Annotated in this window: 14 protein-coding genes; 8 read left to right on the top strand and 6 right to left on the bottom strand. The window is 71.5% G+C overall.

Annotated features, from left to right (window positions below; genetic code table 11):
* Window positions 1–135: 135 nt before the first annotated feature.
* From SMA5143A_RS15585 to SMA5143A_RS15575, 3 genes are all read left to right on the top strand, one after another.
* Entirely contained in the window at window positions 136–627 is a 492-nt protein-coding gene (locus SMA5143A_RS15585) for a TM2 domain-containing protein (protein ID WP_107463517.1), read from the top strand.
* Window positions 620–1,018, top strand: coding sequence for a DUF2752 domain-containing protein (locus SMA5143A_RS15580; protein WP_107463516.1), 399 nt, complete (start codon window positions 620–622; stop codon window positions 1,016–1,018). Before SMA5143A_RS15585 ends, SMA5143A_RS15580 begins: the two co-directional genes overlap by 8 nt.
* A 334-nt stretch (window positions 1,019–1,352) precedes the next feature.
* On the top strand, window positions 1,353–1,616 hold the full coding sequence (locus SMA5143A_RS15575) for a TM2 domain-containing protein (protein ID WP_055517347.1): 264 nt from the start codon (window positions 1,353–1,355) through the stop codon (window positions 1,614–1,616).
* 112 nt (window positions 1,617–1,728) lie between these two features.
* Here SMA5143A_RS15575 and SMA5143A_RS15570 read toward each other — a convergent pair whose 3' ends face one another.
* The 5 genes from SMA5143A_RS15570 to SMA5143A_RS15550 form a co-directional block, all read right to left on the bottom strand.
* Complete coding sequence (locus SMA5143A_RS15570) at window positions 1,729–2,490, bottom strand: succinate dehydrogenase iron-sulfur subunit (RefSeq protein WP_107463515.1); 762 nt, start codon at window positions 2,488–2,490, stop codon at window positions 1,729–1,731.
* The gene (sdhA, locus tag SMA5143A_RS15565) at window positions 2,490–4,244 is read right to left on the bottom strand and encodes a succinate dehydrogenase flavoprotein subunit (RefSeq protein WP_099969587.1); all 1,755 of its coding nucleotides are present in this window, start codon (window positions 4,242–4,244) and stop codon (window positions 2,490–2,492) included. Before sdhA ends, SMA5143A_RS15570 begins: the two co-directional genes overlap by 1 nt.
* Before the next feature lie 23 nt (window positions 4,245–4,267).
* Window positions 4,268–4,759 (bottom strand): succinate dehydrogenase hydrophobic membrane anchor subunit, encoded by a 492-nt coding sequence (locus SMA5143A_RS15560; RefSeq protein ID WP_055713301.1) that lies wholly within the window; start codon window positions 4,757–4,759, stop codon window positions 4,268–4,270.
* Window positions 4,760–4,764: 5 nt separating this feature from the next.
* Window positions 4,765–5,145: a succinate dehydrogenase, cytochrome b556 subunit gene (gene sdhC / locus SMA5143A_RS15555; RefSeq protein WP_099969586.1), complete on the bottom strand. Its 381-nt coding sequence runs from the start codon at window positions 5,143–5,145 to the stop codon at window positions 4,765–4,767.
* A 262-nt stretch (window positions 5,146–5,407) separates the two neighbouring features.
* Entirely contained in the window at window positions 5,408–6,022 is a 615-nt protein-coding gene (locus tag SMA5143A_RS15550) for a 2-oxo-4-hydroxy-4-carboxy-5-ureidoimidazoline decarboxylase (protein ID WP_107463514.1), read from the bottom strand.
* Window positions 6,023–6,246: 224 nt separating this feature from the next.
* On the opposite strand from SMA5143A_RS15550, the gene SMA5143A_RS15545 reads away from it, so the two are divergent.
* The 5 genes from SMA5143A_RS15545 to SMA5143A_RS15525 all read left to right on the top strand — a co-directional run bounded on the left by SMA5143A_RS15545 (window position 6,247) and on the right by SMA5143A_RS15525 (window position 10,820).
* Window positions 6,247–7,842: a beta-N-acetylhexosaminidase gene (locus tag SMA5143A_RS15545; protein WP_107463513.1), complete on the top strand. Its 1,596-nt coding sequence runs from the start codon at window positions 6,247–6,249 to the stop codon at window positions 7,840–7,842.
* 167 nt (window positions 7,843–8,009) lie between these two features.
* Window positions 8,010–8,843, top strand: a complete 834-nt coding sequence (locus SMA5143A_RS15540) for a DUF4328 domain-containing protein (protein ID WP_107463512.1) — start codon at window positions 8,010–8,012, stop codon at window positions 8,841–8,843.
* An 84-nt stretch (window positions 8,844–8,927) separates the two neighbouring features.
* A complete protein-coding gene (locus SMA5143A_RS15535; RefSeq protein WP_107463511.1) occupies window positions 8,928–9,494 on the top strand; it encodes a hypothetical protein in 567 nt (188 codons plus the stop codon).
* Between the two features lie 128 nt (window positions 9,495–9,622).
* Window positions 9,623–10,195, top strand: a complete 573-nt coding sequence (locus SMA5143A_RS15530) for a hypothetical protein (protein WP_107463510.1) — start codon at window positions 9,623–9,625, stop codon at window positions 10,193–10,195.
* Between the two features lie 187 nt (window positions 10,196–10,382).
* Window positions 10,383–10,820, top strand: coding sequence for a hypothetical protein (locus tag SMA5143A_RS15525; RefSeq protein ID WP_375136490.1), 438 nt, complete (start codon window positions 10,383–10,385; stop codon window positions 10,818–10,820).
* Window positions 10,821–11,007: 187 nt separating this feature from the next.
* Here the strand turns inward: SMA5143A_RS15525 and SMA5143A_RS15520 are convergent, their stop codons facing one another.
* Window positions 11,008–13,530: an FG-GAP-like repeat-containing protein gene (locus SMA5143A_RS15520; RefSeq protein WP_258193542.1), complete on the bottom strand. Its 2,523-nt coding sequence runs from the start codon at window positions 13,528–13,530 to the stop codon at window positions 11,008–11,010.
* Window positions 13,531–13,615: the final 85 nt, after the last annotated feature.

The raw sequence follows: 13,615 nt of genomic DNA, 5'->3' as shown, positions 1-13,615 counted from the left end.
GAGATCACGGACCCGACGATCCTCAGCCAGCTGTGACCGGGAGGTGACAACTTCTCTCCGGGCCCCTCTCTCCTGCAATATGACGGACAGCCCATATTCAGCCGCTCAAGCAATCAACACGCAGGAGTCAGTACCGTGACCGAGCAGCCCCAGCAGCCCGCTCAGCCCCCGCAGCCGCCCCAGCCCGGCTACGGGTACCCGAACCAGGCTCCTGGCCAGGCGCCGGGCGCCAACCCCTACGGCGCTCCGCAGGGCGGCTACCCGCAGGACGCGTACCAGCAGCCGGGCGCCGCTCCGGGCTACGGCTACCCCCAGCAGGGCGCCCAGCCGGGCTACGGCTACCAGGCGCCCCCGACCGGCGGCATGTACACGGGCGACCCCAACGCCCCGTACGGGTACGACCCGTACGGCCGCCCGTACTCCGACAAGTCGAAGATCGTCGCCGGCATCCTGTCGCTGTTCCTCGGTTCGTTCGGCGTCGGCCGCTTCTACATCGGCCACGTCGGCCTCGGCCTCGGCCAGCTGTTCACCTGCGGCGGCTTCGGCATCTGGGCGCTGGTCGACGGCATCATCCTGCTGACGAGCAGCAACACCACGGACTCCAACGGGCGGGTCCTGCGTGGCTGAGCGCGGCCCCGCCGTCCTGCGACACCCGGCGGCGGCCCCCCTCGTGGTGGCCGCCGCCGGGCTGGCGGGCGCCGCCCATGTGTACGGCACCAACCCGCACGAGCCCGGCCACCTGCTGCCCCAGTGCCCGTTCCGCTATGTCACGGGGCTGCTCTGCCCCGCCTGCGGCGGCACCCGCATGGTGTACGACCTGATGCACGGCCAGTTCACCGCCGCCTGGCACGACAACCGGGTGCTGCTGCTCGCCGGGCCCTTCGCGCTCGTCCTGCTCGGCCGCTGGTTCGTCGAGGGGCTGCGCGGACGCCGCTGGCGCCCGGAACTGAAGCCCCGCACCCAGGCCTTGATCCTGGGCATCGCGGTGACCTGGACGGTCGTCCGCAATCTCCACTGAACGGTCGGCACATCCGCGCCGAATCGTTGCTTCTTCCCTTCCCCGGCCGCCGTAAATCCCTTACGCCCGCTTTACGTCGCGCAGTTGTCGCAACTTGGCCGGAACCGGATCACGGAATCGGAACGATCGGCTGGTTCCCCTCCCATCCGTCGCATGCGCCTCACTACGCTGCAACGGCGACAGGGGGGATGACGGGGGATTACGTCGTGCTCGATCGTCGGCCGGTGTTCACCGTGCCCGATTGCTGCCGGTTTTTGCCGCGCCCTCCCTCCTGGACTCCCCCCGAGGCAATCCGCTTCGGTCTTTTCAGTCAGTACATCCAGGAGTTACTTCCATGACCGTCCCCACCCCTGACGCTCCCTTCGGCTACGACCCGCAGGGCCGTCCCTACTCCGACAAGTCGAAGATCGTCGCCGGCATCCTGCAGCTGTTCCTCGGCACGCTCGGCATCGGCCGCTTCTACGTCGGTTCCGTGGGCGTGGGTGTCGCCCAGCTGCTCACCTGCGGTGGTCTGGGCTTCTGGTCCCTGATCGACGGCATCCTGTTCCTCACCAGCAACGACCGCACCGACGCGCAGGGCCGCGTCCTGCGCGGCTGACACCCCGTCCGGGCCCCTCGGGCCCGGTGCGGTACGGCACAACGCTGAGGGCCCCGCTCCGATCCCGGAGCGGGGCCCTCAGCGTCGTACGGCCGACGACGGCCGGGGAGTCCTAGAAGCGGCGCGTGATCAGCGCCCGCTTCACCTCCTGGATCGCCTTGGTGACCTCGATACCGCGCGGGCAGGCGTCCGTGCAGTTGAACGTCGTGCGGCAACGCCACACGCCGTCCTTGTCGTTGAGGATCTCCAGCCGCTGCTCGCCGGCCTCGTCACGCGAGTCGAAGATGAAGCGGTGGGCGTTGACGATCGCGGCCGGACCGAAGTACTGGCCGTCGTTCCAGAACACCGGGCACGAGGACGTGCAGGCGGCGCACAGGATGCACTTCGTCGTGTCGTCGAACCGCTCGCGGTCCTCCGCCGTCTGAAGCCGCTCACGCGTGGGCTCGTTGGTGTCCTTCGTGATCAGGAAGGGCATCACGTCCCGGTACGCCTGGAAGAACGGCTCCATGTCCACGACCAGGTCCTTCAGGACCGTGAGGCCCTTGATGGGCTCGACCGTGATCGGCTTCTCGGGGTTGATGTCCTTGATCAGCGTCTTGCACGCCAGACGGTTCTTGCCGTTGATCCGCATGGCGTCCGAACCGCAGATGCCGTGTGCGCAGGAGCGGCGGAAGGTCAGCGTTCCGTCCAGGTCCCACTTGATCTTGTGCAGACCGTCGAGGACACGCTCCTTGGGGTCGATCTCCAGCTGGAAGTCTTCCCACACCGCCTCGGCCGCGACCTCCGGGTTGAACCGGCGGATCCGGAAGGTGACCGTGATGTACGGGGAGGCCGCGGACTCCGCCTCGACCTTGTCCAGAACAGGGGTAGCCATCAGTACTTACGCTCCATCGGCTGGTAGCGGGTCTGGACGACCGGCTTGTAGTCGAGGCGGACGGTCTCGGAGCCGTCGTCGCCGACCTCGCGGTACGCCATGGTGTGACGCATGAAGTTGACGTCGTCGCGGTTCGGGTAGTCCTCGCGGTAGTGACCGCCGCGGGACTCCTTGCGGGCGAGCGCGGAGACGGCCATGACCTCGGCCAGGTCGAGCAGGTTGCCCAGCTCGATGGCCTCCAGCAGGTCGGTGTTGAACCGCTTGCCCTTGTCCTGGATCGCCACGTTCCGGTAGCGCTCGCGCAGCTCGGCGATCTTCTCGACGGCCGTCTTGATCGTCTGCTCGGTGCGGAACACCATGACGTTCGCGTCCATGGTCTCCTGGAGCTCACGGCGGAGTTCCGCCACGCGCTCGTTGCCCGTGGAGGAGCGCAGCCGCTCGATCTGCTCGACGACCAGGGACTGCGGGTCCTCCGGCAGCTCGACGAAGTCGGCCTTCTGCGCGTACTCGGCGGCCGCGATGCCCGCCCGGCGCCCGAACACGTTGATGTCGAGCAGCGAGTTCGTGCCGAGGCGGTTGGCGCCGTGCACGGAGACACAGGCGACCTCACCGGCGGCGTACAGACCCGGCACGACGGTGGTGTTGTCCGCCAGGACCTCACCCTCGACGTTGGTGGGGATGCCGCCCATGGCGTAGTGCGCGGTCGGCTGGATCGGGATCGGGTCCGTGTAGGGCTCGATGCCGAGGTAGGTCCGCGCGAACTCGGTGATGTCCGGGAGCTTGGCGTCCAGCTGCTCCGGCGGGAGGTGCGTCAGGTCCAGGTAGACGTGGTCGCCCTCGGGACCGCAGCCGCGGCCCTCGCGGATCTCCGTGTAGATGGAGCGGGAGACGACGTCACGGGACGCGAGGTCCTTCATGACCGGCGCGTACTTCTCCATGAAGCGCTCGCCGTCCTTGTTGCGGAGGATGCCGCCCTCACCGCGGGCGCCCTCCGTCAGCAGGATGCCCATGCGCCAGATGCCGGTCGGGTGGAACTGGAAGAACTCCATGTCCTCCAGCGGCAGACCCCGGCGGTAGACGGCCGCCTGGCCGTCACCGGTGAGGGTGTGCGCGTTGGACGTCACCTTGAAGAACTTGCCGCAGCCGCCGGACGCGTAGATCACGGACTTCGCCTGGAAGACGTGGATCTCGCCGGTCGCCAGCTCGTAGGCCACGACACCGGCGGACTTCTTGACGCCGTCGACCTCGGTGATCAGCTGGTCCAGGACGTAGAACTCGTTGAAGAACTCCACGCCGTGCTTCACGCAGTTCTGGTACAGCGTCTGGAGGATCATGTGACCGGTGCGGTCGGCCGCGTAGCAGGAGCGGCGGACCGGGGCCTCGCCGTGGTTGCGGCTGTGACCGCCGAAGCGGCGCTGGTCGATCGTGCCGTTCGGGGTCCGGTTGAACGGCAGGCCCATCTTCTCCAGGTCGAGGACGGAGTCGATGGCCTCCTTCGCCAGGATCTCGGCGGCGTCCTGGTCGACCAGGTAGTCACCGCCCTTGACCGTGTCGAAGGTGTGCCACTCCCAGTTGTCCTCCTCCACGTTGGCGAGCGCGGCGGCCATGCCGCCCTGCGCGGCGCCCGTGTGGGACCGGGTCGGGTACAGCTTGGTCAGCACGGCGGTGCGGCTGCGCTTCGTCGACTCGATCGCGGCGCGCATACCGGCGCCGCCGGCGCCGACGATGACGGTGTCGTACTTGTGGATCTTCATGATCGGTTGCCTCAGCCCCGTGCCTAGCGGATGTTCGGGTCGAAGGTGAAGATCACCAGCGTGCCCAGCAGGATGGTGAACACCGTGGCGGTGTACAGCAGGCCCTTCAGCCACAGCCGCGTGTTCGCACGCTCGGCGTAGTCGTTGATGACCGTGCGCAGACCGTTGGCGCCGTGCAGCATCGCCAGCCACAGCATGAGCAGGTCCCAGACCTGCCAGAACGGGGACGCCCAGCGGCCCGCGACGAACGCGAAGCCGATCTTGGAGACGCCGCCGTCGAGGACGAGCTGGATCAGCAGGTGGCCGATGACCAGGACGACCAGGACGATGCCGGACAGCCGCATGAACAGCCACGCGGCCATCTCGAAGTTGCCGCGGGTCGACTTCGGGGTCTTCTTGGTGCGCTTGCGGGGCGGCTCGATGAGCGGCGCCGGGTTCTCCGGGCCGTAGCCCGACAGGGTGCCCGAGCCCTCGACGGGGCCGATGCCGGAGGCGGTGGTCTCAGTGGTGGACATGGCTGTCAGCTCCCCCACAGTTCACGGACGGCGTGACCGAGGACGGGGTACAGGGCCCCGATCATCAGCACGACCCAGACGCCGAGGACGATCCACAGCATCTTCTTCTGGTGACGCGGGCCGTTCGACCAGAAGTCGACGGCGATCACCCGAAGGCCGTTGAGCGCGTGGAAGAGGATGGCGGCGACGAGGCCGTACTCCAGCAGCGCGACGATCGGCGTCTTGTACGTGGCCACGACCTTGTCGTAGGCCTCGGGGGAGACACGGACGAGAGCGGTGTCCAGCACGTGTACGAACAGGAAGAAGAAGATGAGGACGCCGGTGACTCGATGAGCCACCCAGGACCACATTCCTTCCCGGCCGCGGTACAGCGTTCCAGCCGGCACGGAAGAACCCTCCGGGAGCGGGATTGGGGCCGGCCGGCTTGTCTGTCGGTCTGACCCGGCCGGGTACGGTCCACCGGCCCTGGCCATCGTAGCGACGTGTGCGTGCGGCGCTTAAGCCGGGTATGGCGGTGTGATCAAACTGGCATCGAAGGCTGCACGTAAGGGTGAGTATCGGGCGGCATCCGGGGTGCGGGTCGCCGGCCCGCCGCCCGGTGGGGGCCCGGCGTGGCCGGTTCCGCCCTTGCGGCCGGGCCGTACGAGGTCACACAGGCGCGTCCCGGAGGAAGCCGATCAGCCGTTCCGCGGCGAGGCGCCGGAGCTCCTCCGCCACGACGACCCGCTCCTCCTCGGGATCGTGGGCCAGACGTGAGCGGATGCCCTCCAGCGTGCGGTCCAGGCGCTCCACCGCAGGGGTGCCGTCCAGGCAGATGACGAACACATGGCCGAAGCGGGCCTCGTAGGCGGCGTGGGCGGCGCTCAGGGCCGTGTGCGCCACGTCGTACGTGTCCGAGGGCAGGGAGGGGAGGGTCTCGCCGGCCAGCGCCTCGGCCAGGTCGGTCGCCGTGAGGTCGTACGCGGCCTCGTCGGAGGCGGCCAGCAGGGCGTCCAGGTCCGGGTAGGGGCGGTGGTCGGTGAGCCGGTGGGCCCAGCGGAGGCTGCGCAGACAGCCGAGGAGGGACTGGCGCAGGGTGTCCTCGGGGGCGTGGTTGAACCACTCCACGGCCGTGGGACTCGGGGTGTGCGCCTGCTCCGGAAGGGTGACCCGGCCGGGGAGGTGGGGGAGACGGTGCGGAGGCAGCGTGGTTCCTCGGCGGTGCGTAGGGGCCGGCAGAGCAGGCTGAGCGAGATGTGCCACCACGTTATCGAGGTGGGTCATGGGCTGTCCGTTCGATGCCCGAAATTCACCCGGTCGGGCAAGTTTCGGACTCTGTGGTGGACTGGTGGGGTGGGCGGACGTCGTAGGTTCGAGGGGGAGGTACGGGGAGAGGACGGCAGAGAGGTGTGCGAGATGTGGCGGATGAGGACCGGGGCCGGGAGCGCGTCGTGAGCGGTGGCCGACGCCGGGCTCCCCGCAGGAGGACGGCGATCACGACGAAAGGGTTGCTCCTGGGCTCCGGGGTCGTCCTGGCGGGTGGCGCCGTCGCCGTGGCGGTGACCGTGTGGCCGGGCGGTGACACCCGGACGGCGGGCGGCTCGGGGCCCTCGCGCGAGCCGTCGTCCGTGAGTGCCGCGAAGGGAACCCCCACGCCGTCCCCCTCGCCCTCGCGCTCGTACGCCCTGTCGCAGAAGCCGCGCACCATTCCGGCGGTACGCCAGCACCAGGCCGCCCGCGGGCCGGGCTGGCGCCCCTCCGACGGCGGCCGGGTCGTCGTACGGAACGGGGCCCTCGCCGACGAGGGGCGGCTGACCGCCGGGGAGCTGGGTCTGACCTACGCCGGGGAAGCCACGCCCCGCGAGGGCGACGTGGAACTGGCGCTGACCGGGTCGGGGAAGTCCGCCTCGGAGGCGTACACGCTGACGGTGAAGGACCGGCGGGTGCGGATCGCCGCGCCGGCCGAGGCCGGGGTCTTCTACGGCACCCGCACCCTGAAGCAGACGGTGCGCGGCGGCGGTACGGCGCCGGAGGGCGTGATCAACGACGAGCCCGCCAAGCCGCAGCGCGGGTTCATGCTCGACATCGCGCGCAAGCACTTCACGGCCGGCTGGATCGAGGACCGCGTCCGGGAACTGGGCGACCTCGAGTACAACCAGCTCGGCCTGCACTTCTCCGACGACCAGGGCTTCCGCATCGAGTCCTCCTCCCATCCCGAGGTGGTGTCGGCCCAGCACCTCACCAAGGCGCAGGTGAGGAAGATCGTGGCGCTCGCCCGGAGCCGCCACATCGAGGTCGTCCCCGAGATCGACTCGCCCGGTCATCTGGGGGCCGTGATCGCCGGGAACCCTCAGCTGCAACTGGTCAACGCGCAGGGTGTCGCCGCGCGCGGGGCCGTCGACATCTCCAAGCCGGCCGCCGCGAAGATCGTCGACGAACTCCTGAACGAGTACGCGGGCCTCTTCCCCGCCGCGCGCTGGCACCTCGGCGGCGACGAGTACCGGGCGCTGATGGCGTCGAACCCGGAGGCGTCCTACCCGCAGCTGGCGGCCGCCGCGCGGGCCAAGTACGGCGCGGGAGCCACCGTCGCCGACCTGGCGACCGGCTGGCTCAACGACCGGGCCGCGGTGATGCGCGGCCACGACCGGACGGTGCGGGCGTGGAACGACGGGTTCTTCCGGGGCGGCCGGGTCCAGGCGGACAAGCGGATTCAGGTCGCCTACTGGACGGGCAAGGAGATCGGGGCACGGCAGCCGGTCGAGTACCTCAGCGCCGGGCGGCAGGTCGTCAACTACAACGACGAGTACCTCTACTACGTGCTCGGTGAGCCCAACCAGTTCTTCTATCCGACCGGGCAGCGCATCTACGAGTCGTGGACCCCGCGGGTGCTGCGCGGCACGACCGCCGTGCCCGCGCAGTACGACAAGCAGATCCTCGGTGGTGTCTTCGCGGTCTGGTGCGACCTCGCGAACCGGCAGACCGAGGCGCAGGTGGCGGCCGGGGTACGCATGCCGCTGCGGGCGCTGTCGCAGAAGCTGTGGGACCCGGCGAAGCCGACGTTGTCGTGGGCGCAGTTCCGGGCACTGGCGGCAAAGGTGGGCTGAGCGCGCCGGCCGAGCGGGAAAGGGGTGGACGGGCGGGGCCTGTCAACCGTATGTTCCGCGTGTTCTGATCGCCGAGCGTGAGGGTCTGGGGAGGACCGCGCTCGGCTCCTTCACCGCATTCGCTTTCTTCCGCGTCCCGGGGACGCGGTCGCACGGGGGGCTTTGGCATGACCTGTACACGCTGTCGGCAGTTCGACGCGGCACCGGGAGGGGAACTCTGCCGGGCCTGTGAGGCACAGGACCTGCACCCCGACGTGGGCCCGAGCCTGCCGCAGGCCCCGCCGCTCCCGCACGCCGCCGGGGCGCCGCGGTTCGGTCCGGGGGCCCCGGCGGTCTGGCTGCGGTCGCCGGTGGGCCTCGGGCGGGCCGTGGCGATCCTGCTCGGCGTGGTCGCCCTCACGGACCTGGTCGCCGTGTGGGCGGACGTCACGATGCTCGACGTCCTGGGCCGGATGGCGGACGGCGCGTACGGGTCGACGATCGAGGCCGACGCGGACCGGGCCGACCAGCTGTACGCCATGACCGGTACGGCCCAGTCCGTGACGTTCCTCGCCACCGTCGTCGTGTTCCTCGTCTGGTTCCACCGGGTGCGCGTCAACGCCGAGGTGTTCGACCCCTTCGGGCACAAGAAGAAGCGCGGCTGGGCGATCGGCGGCTGGTTCGTGCCGATCGTGAACCTGTGGTTCCCGCGCCGGATCGCGATCGACGCGTGGGAGGCCAGCAGCCCGTGGGCGAAGCGCCGTCCGACGGCGCTCGTCAACGCCTGGTGGACGTTCTGGCTGATCGGCAACGGCGTCAGCCAGGCCGGCACCCGGGCCTACGCGAGGGCCGAGACGGCGGACGAGCTCCACTCGGCCACGCAGATGGTGCTGTTCGCCGACGCCTTCGAAATCCTGACCGCCGGGCTCGCCATCCTCTTCGTCCTCACGCTCACCCGGATGCAGGACGACAAGGCCCGGAGCGGACCGCTCGCACCGGAGCCGGAGCCGGCGACGGCCTGACCGACGTGAGGGCGGCTCCGCGCCCTCGTGCGGATTGCCCGATTCCGGGGGCGGACCGCCGTGCGGCTGTGGTGTATTCCCGACATGGGGTACTGGGGTTACTACGTCGTGGCCCGCAGCGAGCGGCCGCTCGCGGAGCTGGACGCGCTGGCCCGGGCGCGGGGGATGACACTGCGCACGGCGGCGGCCGACGGGTGGCAGGTCTGGGCCTGCCCGAGAGGCGCCGACGGCGACGGTGCGGCGGGCGACGGCGGTGGTGACGGTGGCAGCGGTGGTGACGGTGACGTCGGCAACATGAACACGCTGGCGCGGGAGACGGGTTCGCCCGCGCTGTTCGGCTACGTCCTGGACAGCGACTGCGTCGTGGTGGAGGCCGCCGCGCCGGAGAGTGGGGCGTGGACGACCTGTCTGGCGCGGACCGCCATGGCCGACTACCTCGGGGACGGCGGCCAAGGGCTCACCGTCGACGACTACTTCCTCGAACCGCGTGACGCCGCCGAGCGGGCCGTGGCCTGGGCGGCGGAGGCGGGACGGGTCGCCGCGGAGGAGGCTCTGATCGACGTACTGGCTTCGGAGCCTGGACCGGTGGACCCTCTGGCTGAAAATATCCTCTTCCGATTGCTCGACCGGCTCGGGGTCGTCCCGCTGTGACACTCCCGGGCCGTTGCACGCAGTAAGGGGAAGTGCGGGTTCCGTTAACAGGCGTTGGGGGGAACGCCGGGAAGTTCTGGGATGCGGAGCCCTGTCGAGCGAGGACGAGCAGGATCGAGGGAGGCGTGATGAGCCTGGTGGAGCTGATCGCCCAGGCCGACGAACGCGGTCTGGCGGCAAGCGGACTGGCTTGTTTGGACCGTTGCGTACCGCTTCTCGGCGGGGACGACGAGGTCCTGCGCCCGCTGTGGGCGGGACTGGTGGACGACGGGGACGGCTGGGGCGAACGGGTCGCGAAGATACGCGGCGAACTGGAGGCCGGCACGGCACGCGACGGCGCCGACGAGGGGGAGGACGTCGTCGGGCTCGCCCGTCGGATGCTCGACGCGGTGCCCGACGAACGGTCCGGCGCGGAGCTGCGCGCGTGGGCGGAGGTGTGCTCCGTCGCCGCGCTGCGCATCCATCAGCTGCTCGACCCGTTGGACCGCGGGGGGACGGAGGCCGTCGACGCGTGCCGGGAGGGGCGCACCGACGGCGCGTCCCATCTCGTCGCCGCCGAACTCCGGCGCCAGGTCGTCGTCCTGGAGCTGATCGCCGGGCACGGCGCGGGGGCTGTCCGGCAGGCGCTCGACGTCTCCACGGAGGGACGACGCGTCCTGCGCGCGGTCGTGTCGCGCCGGGCACGCGGGGTACGCGGCTGAGGGCGAGGAATCGCAGAGGGGCCGGGGCGGGGGTGAAGGCCGGGAGTGCTGCCGTACCGCCCGTAAACCGGGCTTTCCGAGCGGGTTCTGTGGGTGTCCTGGGGGCGGGTGTGGGGGTCCTGCGCCGGTGTCGCCGAAGGGGCCCGGATCGTGTGACGCGAGGCGTGGGACGAGCGCTTGTACGGGTGTGAGCGCACAGCAGACATTCGGTTCGGTCAGGTCGGTCGGTTCGTTCGGTGAGAGCGGCGGCCCCGCGCGACGGCCGCCGGGCGCGGCCAAGCCCCTGCGATGGGCGGCCGACGCGGTGGCGGTCATGCGGGAAGGGGCGCGGGTGCGCCTCGACTACTCGCCGCAGAGCCTGTGGCGGGTGGACCGGATGATCGAGGAGATACGGCAGGAGGGCGCGCCCTACGCCGCCGTGCAGGGCGTCCTGCGGGGGTTCGGCGCGTACGGCGGCGAGGTCGTCGTGCGGTGGGCCGGCGGCGAGTGGGTCGAGGACGGGGGTGACCACTGGGTCCGCACCTGGGACGGCAGGTACTGGGACCCCTTCGAGGAGGCCCGACGCTGCTACACGGGGGAGGGGTCACTGCGGTTGCTGTGCCGCGATGCGATGCGCTCCGCGTGAGGGCCCGGGCGCCTAATGGCTCGGGGGCGCGGGTTCGTTGGCGGTTGCGGGTGGTTCGTGGTTCCTCGCGCAGTTCCCCGCGCCCCTGAAGGCTTGGGCCTGCGGCCCGGCCTTCAGGGGGATGGCGCGCCACCCGCACCCGCCAACGAACCCGCGCCCCCGGACTGTCAGGCGCCCCGGCCACCCGTCACGGAGTCACGCGCTGCCCAAGGCGGGCCCCCGCCGCCGTACCCAGTTGCGTCACGCCGTAGTACGTCGACTTCGTCGTCGTCGGCGTGCCCCCGGGCGACGGCACGTACAGGATCGTGCCGGTCCCCGCGTCCTCGCCCTCCGCGCCGATGAGCAGGTCCGCGTGTCCGTCGCCCGTGACGTCCGTCAGGGAGACGGCGGAGCCCAGCTTGTCGTCCTTCTCCGTGGAACCGGGGACGTCGGGCGCGTCCTGGGAGAGGGCGAGTGAACCGGTGCCGGTCGGCCCGGAGGCCGTGCCCTTCAGCAGCCACACCGAGCCCGCGTTCGCGCGGTTCGTCCCGGCACGGGTGATGTCCTCGTTGGGCGCGCCCGTGAGGACGTCCGCGTGGCCGTCCGCGTCCACGTCCCCGACGGACACCGACGCCCCGAACCCGTCGGACGCCTCCGACGCGCCCTCCACGTTCGCCGTGCCCTGGTGGACCGTCCGCACGCCGGTCGTGGTGGGGCCCGTGGCCGAGCCGGGGACCATGGTGATCTGGCCGCCCGCGTCGCCGCCCGACTCACCCGTGTACGGCTGGCCCACCACGATGTCGTCGTAGCCGTTGCCGTCGACGTCGCCCGCGGCGACGGCACGGCCGCCCTTCACCGTCAGCGTCGCCACCTTGGTGAGCCCCAGCGACCGGGAGCCCTTGAACCAGGTCACCTTGCCGATCCCGGACGCGTCCCGGTAGTTGAGGACCACGTCGGCGTACCCGTCGCGGTTGAAGTCGCCGCTCGCGGCGTCCGCGTACGCCAACGGGCCCGTCGCCGTGGTGAGATCACCGGCGACCTCGTGGCCGTCGCCGAACCGGGCCGCCCAGTTGCCGCCCGTGCCGGTGGCGGCGGTGAACACGTCCGCCCTGCCGTCGGCGTTGAAGTCGCCGACCGCGACGGTCGCCCCGAACCGCGCGCCCTTCGGCTCGTAGTCGTCGCCGAGGGCCATCGTGTCGGCGTCGGCGGTGAAGGAGGGCCCGTAGAGGATCGTCACCGCGCCGCGGTCCGCGTGCCCGGTGGTGTCGTCCTCGCCGGGGGCGCCGACCGCGAGGTCCGCGTACCCGTCGCCGTTGATGTCGCCCCAGGCGGTGGCCGAGCCCCACTGGTCGCCGGACTCGGCCGCGCCCGGGACACCCGCGCTCGCCTGGTCCAGGCGGAGCCTGGCGGAGGACACCGGGCCGCCGGTCCCGCCCGGCACGAGGGTGATCACACCGCTGCCGGTCCCCGGCGTCGCGGCGACCAGGTCGCTGACGCCGTCCCCGGTGTAGTCGGCGGTCGGGATCGCGGAGTTACGGGCGGGGGAGGCGGCGTAGCGGCGGATCTCGGGGAGTTCGGCGTACAGGTTCGCGCCGGGCGAGGCGGTCGACAGCGCGTCCTTGCCTCCGGAGATCACCGGCAGTTCGGCCGGCTCGTCCGGCCCGTAGGTGCCGTTGTCCTCGGACGCGGTCAGCGTGACCGTGCCGTTCGGGTCGCCGCCGTACTGGCCGAGCTTCCAGGCCGCGAGCCGGGCCACGGACTCCACGGCGGCCCGGGTCGGCGTGGCGCCGTCGTAGTCGCCGAGGACCGCGACGCCCGTCGAGGCGCGGTCGAAGCCCGGGGTGTGCGCGCCGCGCACCGGCAGGTCGGCGCCGCCCGCGCGGCCCTCGTGGATCCGGCCGCACTTGTCGACGACGAAGTTGTACCGGAGGTCGCCGAGACCGGCCGTCCCGGTGTCGTACGCCATGAGCGCGCGGATCAGCGCCGGGGACTCGGCGCAGCTGTAGGCGTCGCTGCCGCCCGTGTGGTGCACGAACACCGCGCTGACCTTGTCGTCGTACCGCGGCGACCCGGTCACCGTCGCCTCGTTCGCGCCCCACCGGGCCCGGCCGACGATCGGGGGCCGGGTGACGGTGGAGGTGACGGCGACCGGCGGATCGTCGGTGACGAACGCCGCGTTGCGCATGCCGCCGACGCCCGTCGTGCCCCGCGCACCGGCCGTCGCGGCGGTGTGCCCGGCCGCGCCGTCCGTCGTCCCCGGGTCGACGAGGTCGACCCGCAGCCCCCTCGGGAGCCCCGCCCGTGATCCGCCGGCCGTGACGACGCGCGCCTCGACGCCGTCGCTCGGGCCGACCCACAGCGGCTCGGAGACACCGCGGGTGCCGCCGGGCGGGGCGGTGGACGGGCGCAGGGCGCGCCAGGCGCTCCACCGGCCGGTCGCGGCGTCCCGGGTGCGCACCTGGGCCGTGCCGTCCAGCCGGGCGGCGGCATCGGTCCAGGAGACACCGAGAAGCGAGAAGGGAGCGGTGCGGGTGCGGGCCAGAGCGGGGCGCCCGCCGGCGGCGGACGTGAGCGCCATGTCGTGCACCGCGACGGGGCGTTGGGCCCCGGCGGCGGACGGGGCCGTGCCGGCCGTCCCGTCCAGGGGGCCGGCCACGGCGTACGACACCACGCTCGCGCCACCCGCGACGGCGGCGCCGAGCGTCAGCCACGCCCTTCGCTTCGCACTCATCGGCCGGTACGCATGGTTCCTACGGCGAATCAAATGCCCCACCCCTACACGAACAACGCGAAGACACCACCCGGCACACAGGTGG

This window comes from Streptomyces sp. MA5143a (genome assembly GCF_900290235.1).
In the GTDB taxonomy this organism is placed as follows: Bacteria; Actinomycetota; Actinomycetes; order Streptomycetales; family Streptomycetaceae; genus Streptomyces.
This window is presented reverse-complemented; position numbering and strand designations above follow the sequence as displayed.

Bases quoted from the DNA above. Each gene is read 5' to 3' on its own strand.
- SMA5143A_RS15535 (WP_107463511.1), top strand. From the start codon at position 8,928: ATGGGGTACTGGGGTTACTACGTCGTGGCCCGCAGCGAGCGGCCGCTC.
- sdhA (WP_099969587.1), bottom strand. From the start codon at position 4,244: ATGAAGATCCACAAGTACGACACCGTCATCGTCGGCGCCGGCGGCGCC.
- SMA5143A_RS15560 (WP_055713301.1), bottom strand. From the start codon at position 4,759: ATGTCCACCACTGAGACCACCGCCTCCGGCATCGGCCCCGTCGAGGGC.
- SMA5143A_RS15520 (WP_258193542.1), bottom strand. From the start codon at position 13,530: ATGAGTGCGAAGCGAAGGGCGTGGCTGACGCTCGGCGCCGCCGTCGCG.
- SMA5143A_RS15575 (WP_055517347.1), top strand. From the start codon at position 1,353: ATGACCGTCCCCACCCCTGACGCTCCCTTCGGCTACGACCCGCAGGGC.
- SMA5143A_RS15540 (WP_107463512.1), top strand. From the start codon at position 8,010: ATGACCTGTACACGCTGTCGGCAGTTCGACGCGGCACCGGGAGGGGAA.
- SMA5143A_RS15550 (WP_107463514.1), bottom strand. From the start codon at position 6,022: ATGACCCACCTCGATAACGTGGTGGCACATCTCGCTCAGCCTGCTCTG.
- SMA5143A_RS15570 (WP_107463515.1), bottom strand. From the start codon at position 2,490: ATGGCTACCCCTGTTCTGGACAAGGTCGAGGCGGAGTCCGCGGCCTCC.
- SMA5143A_RS15530 (WP_107463510.1), top strand. From the start codon at position 9,623: ATGAGCCTGGTGGAGCTGATCGCCCAGGCCGACGAACGCGGTCTGGCG.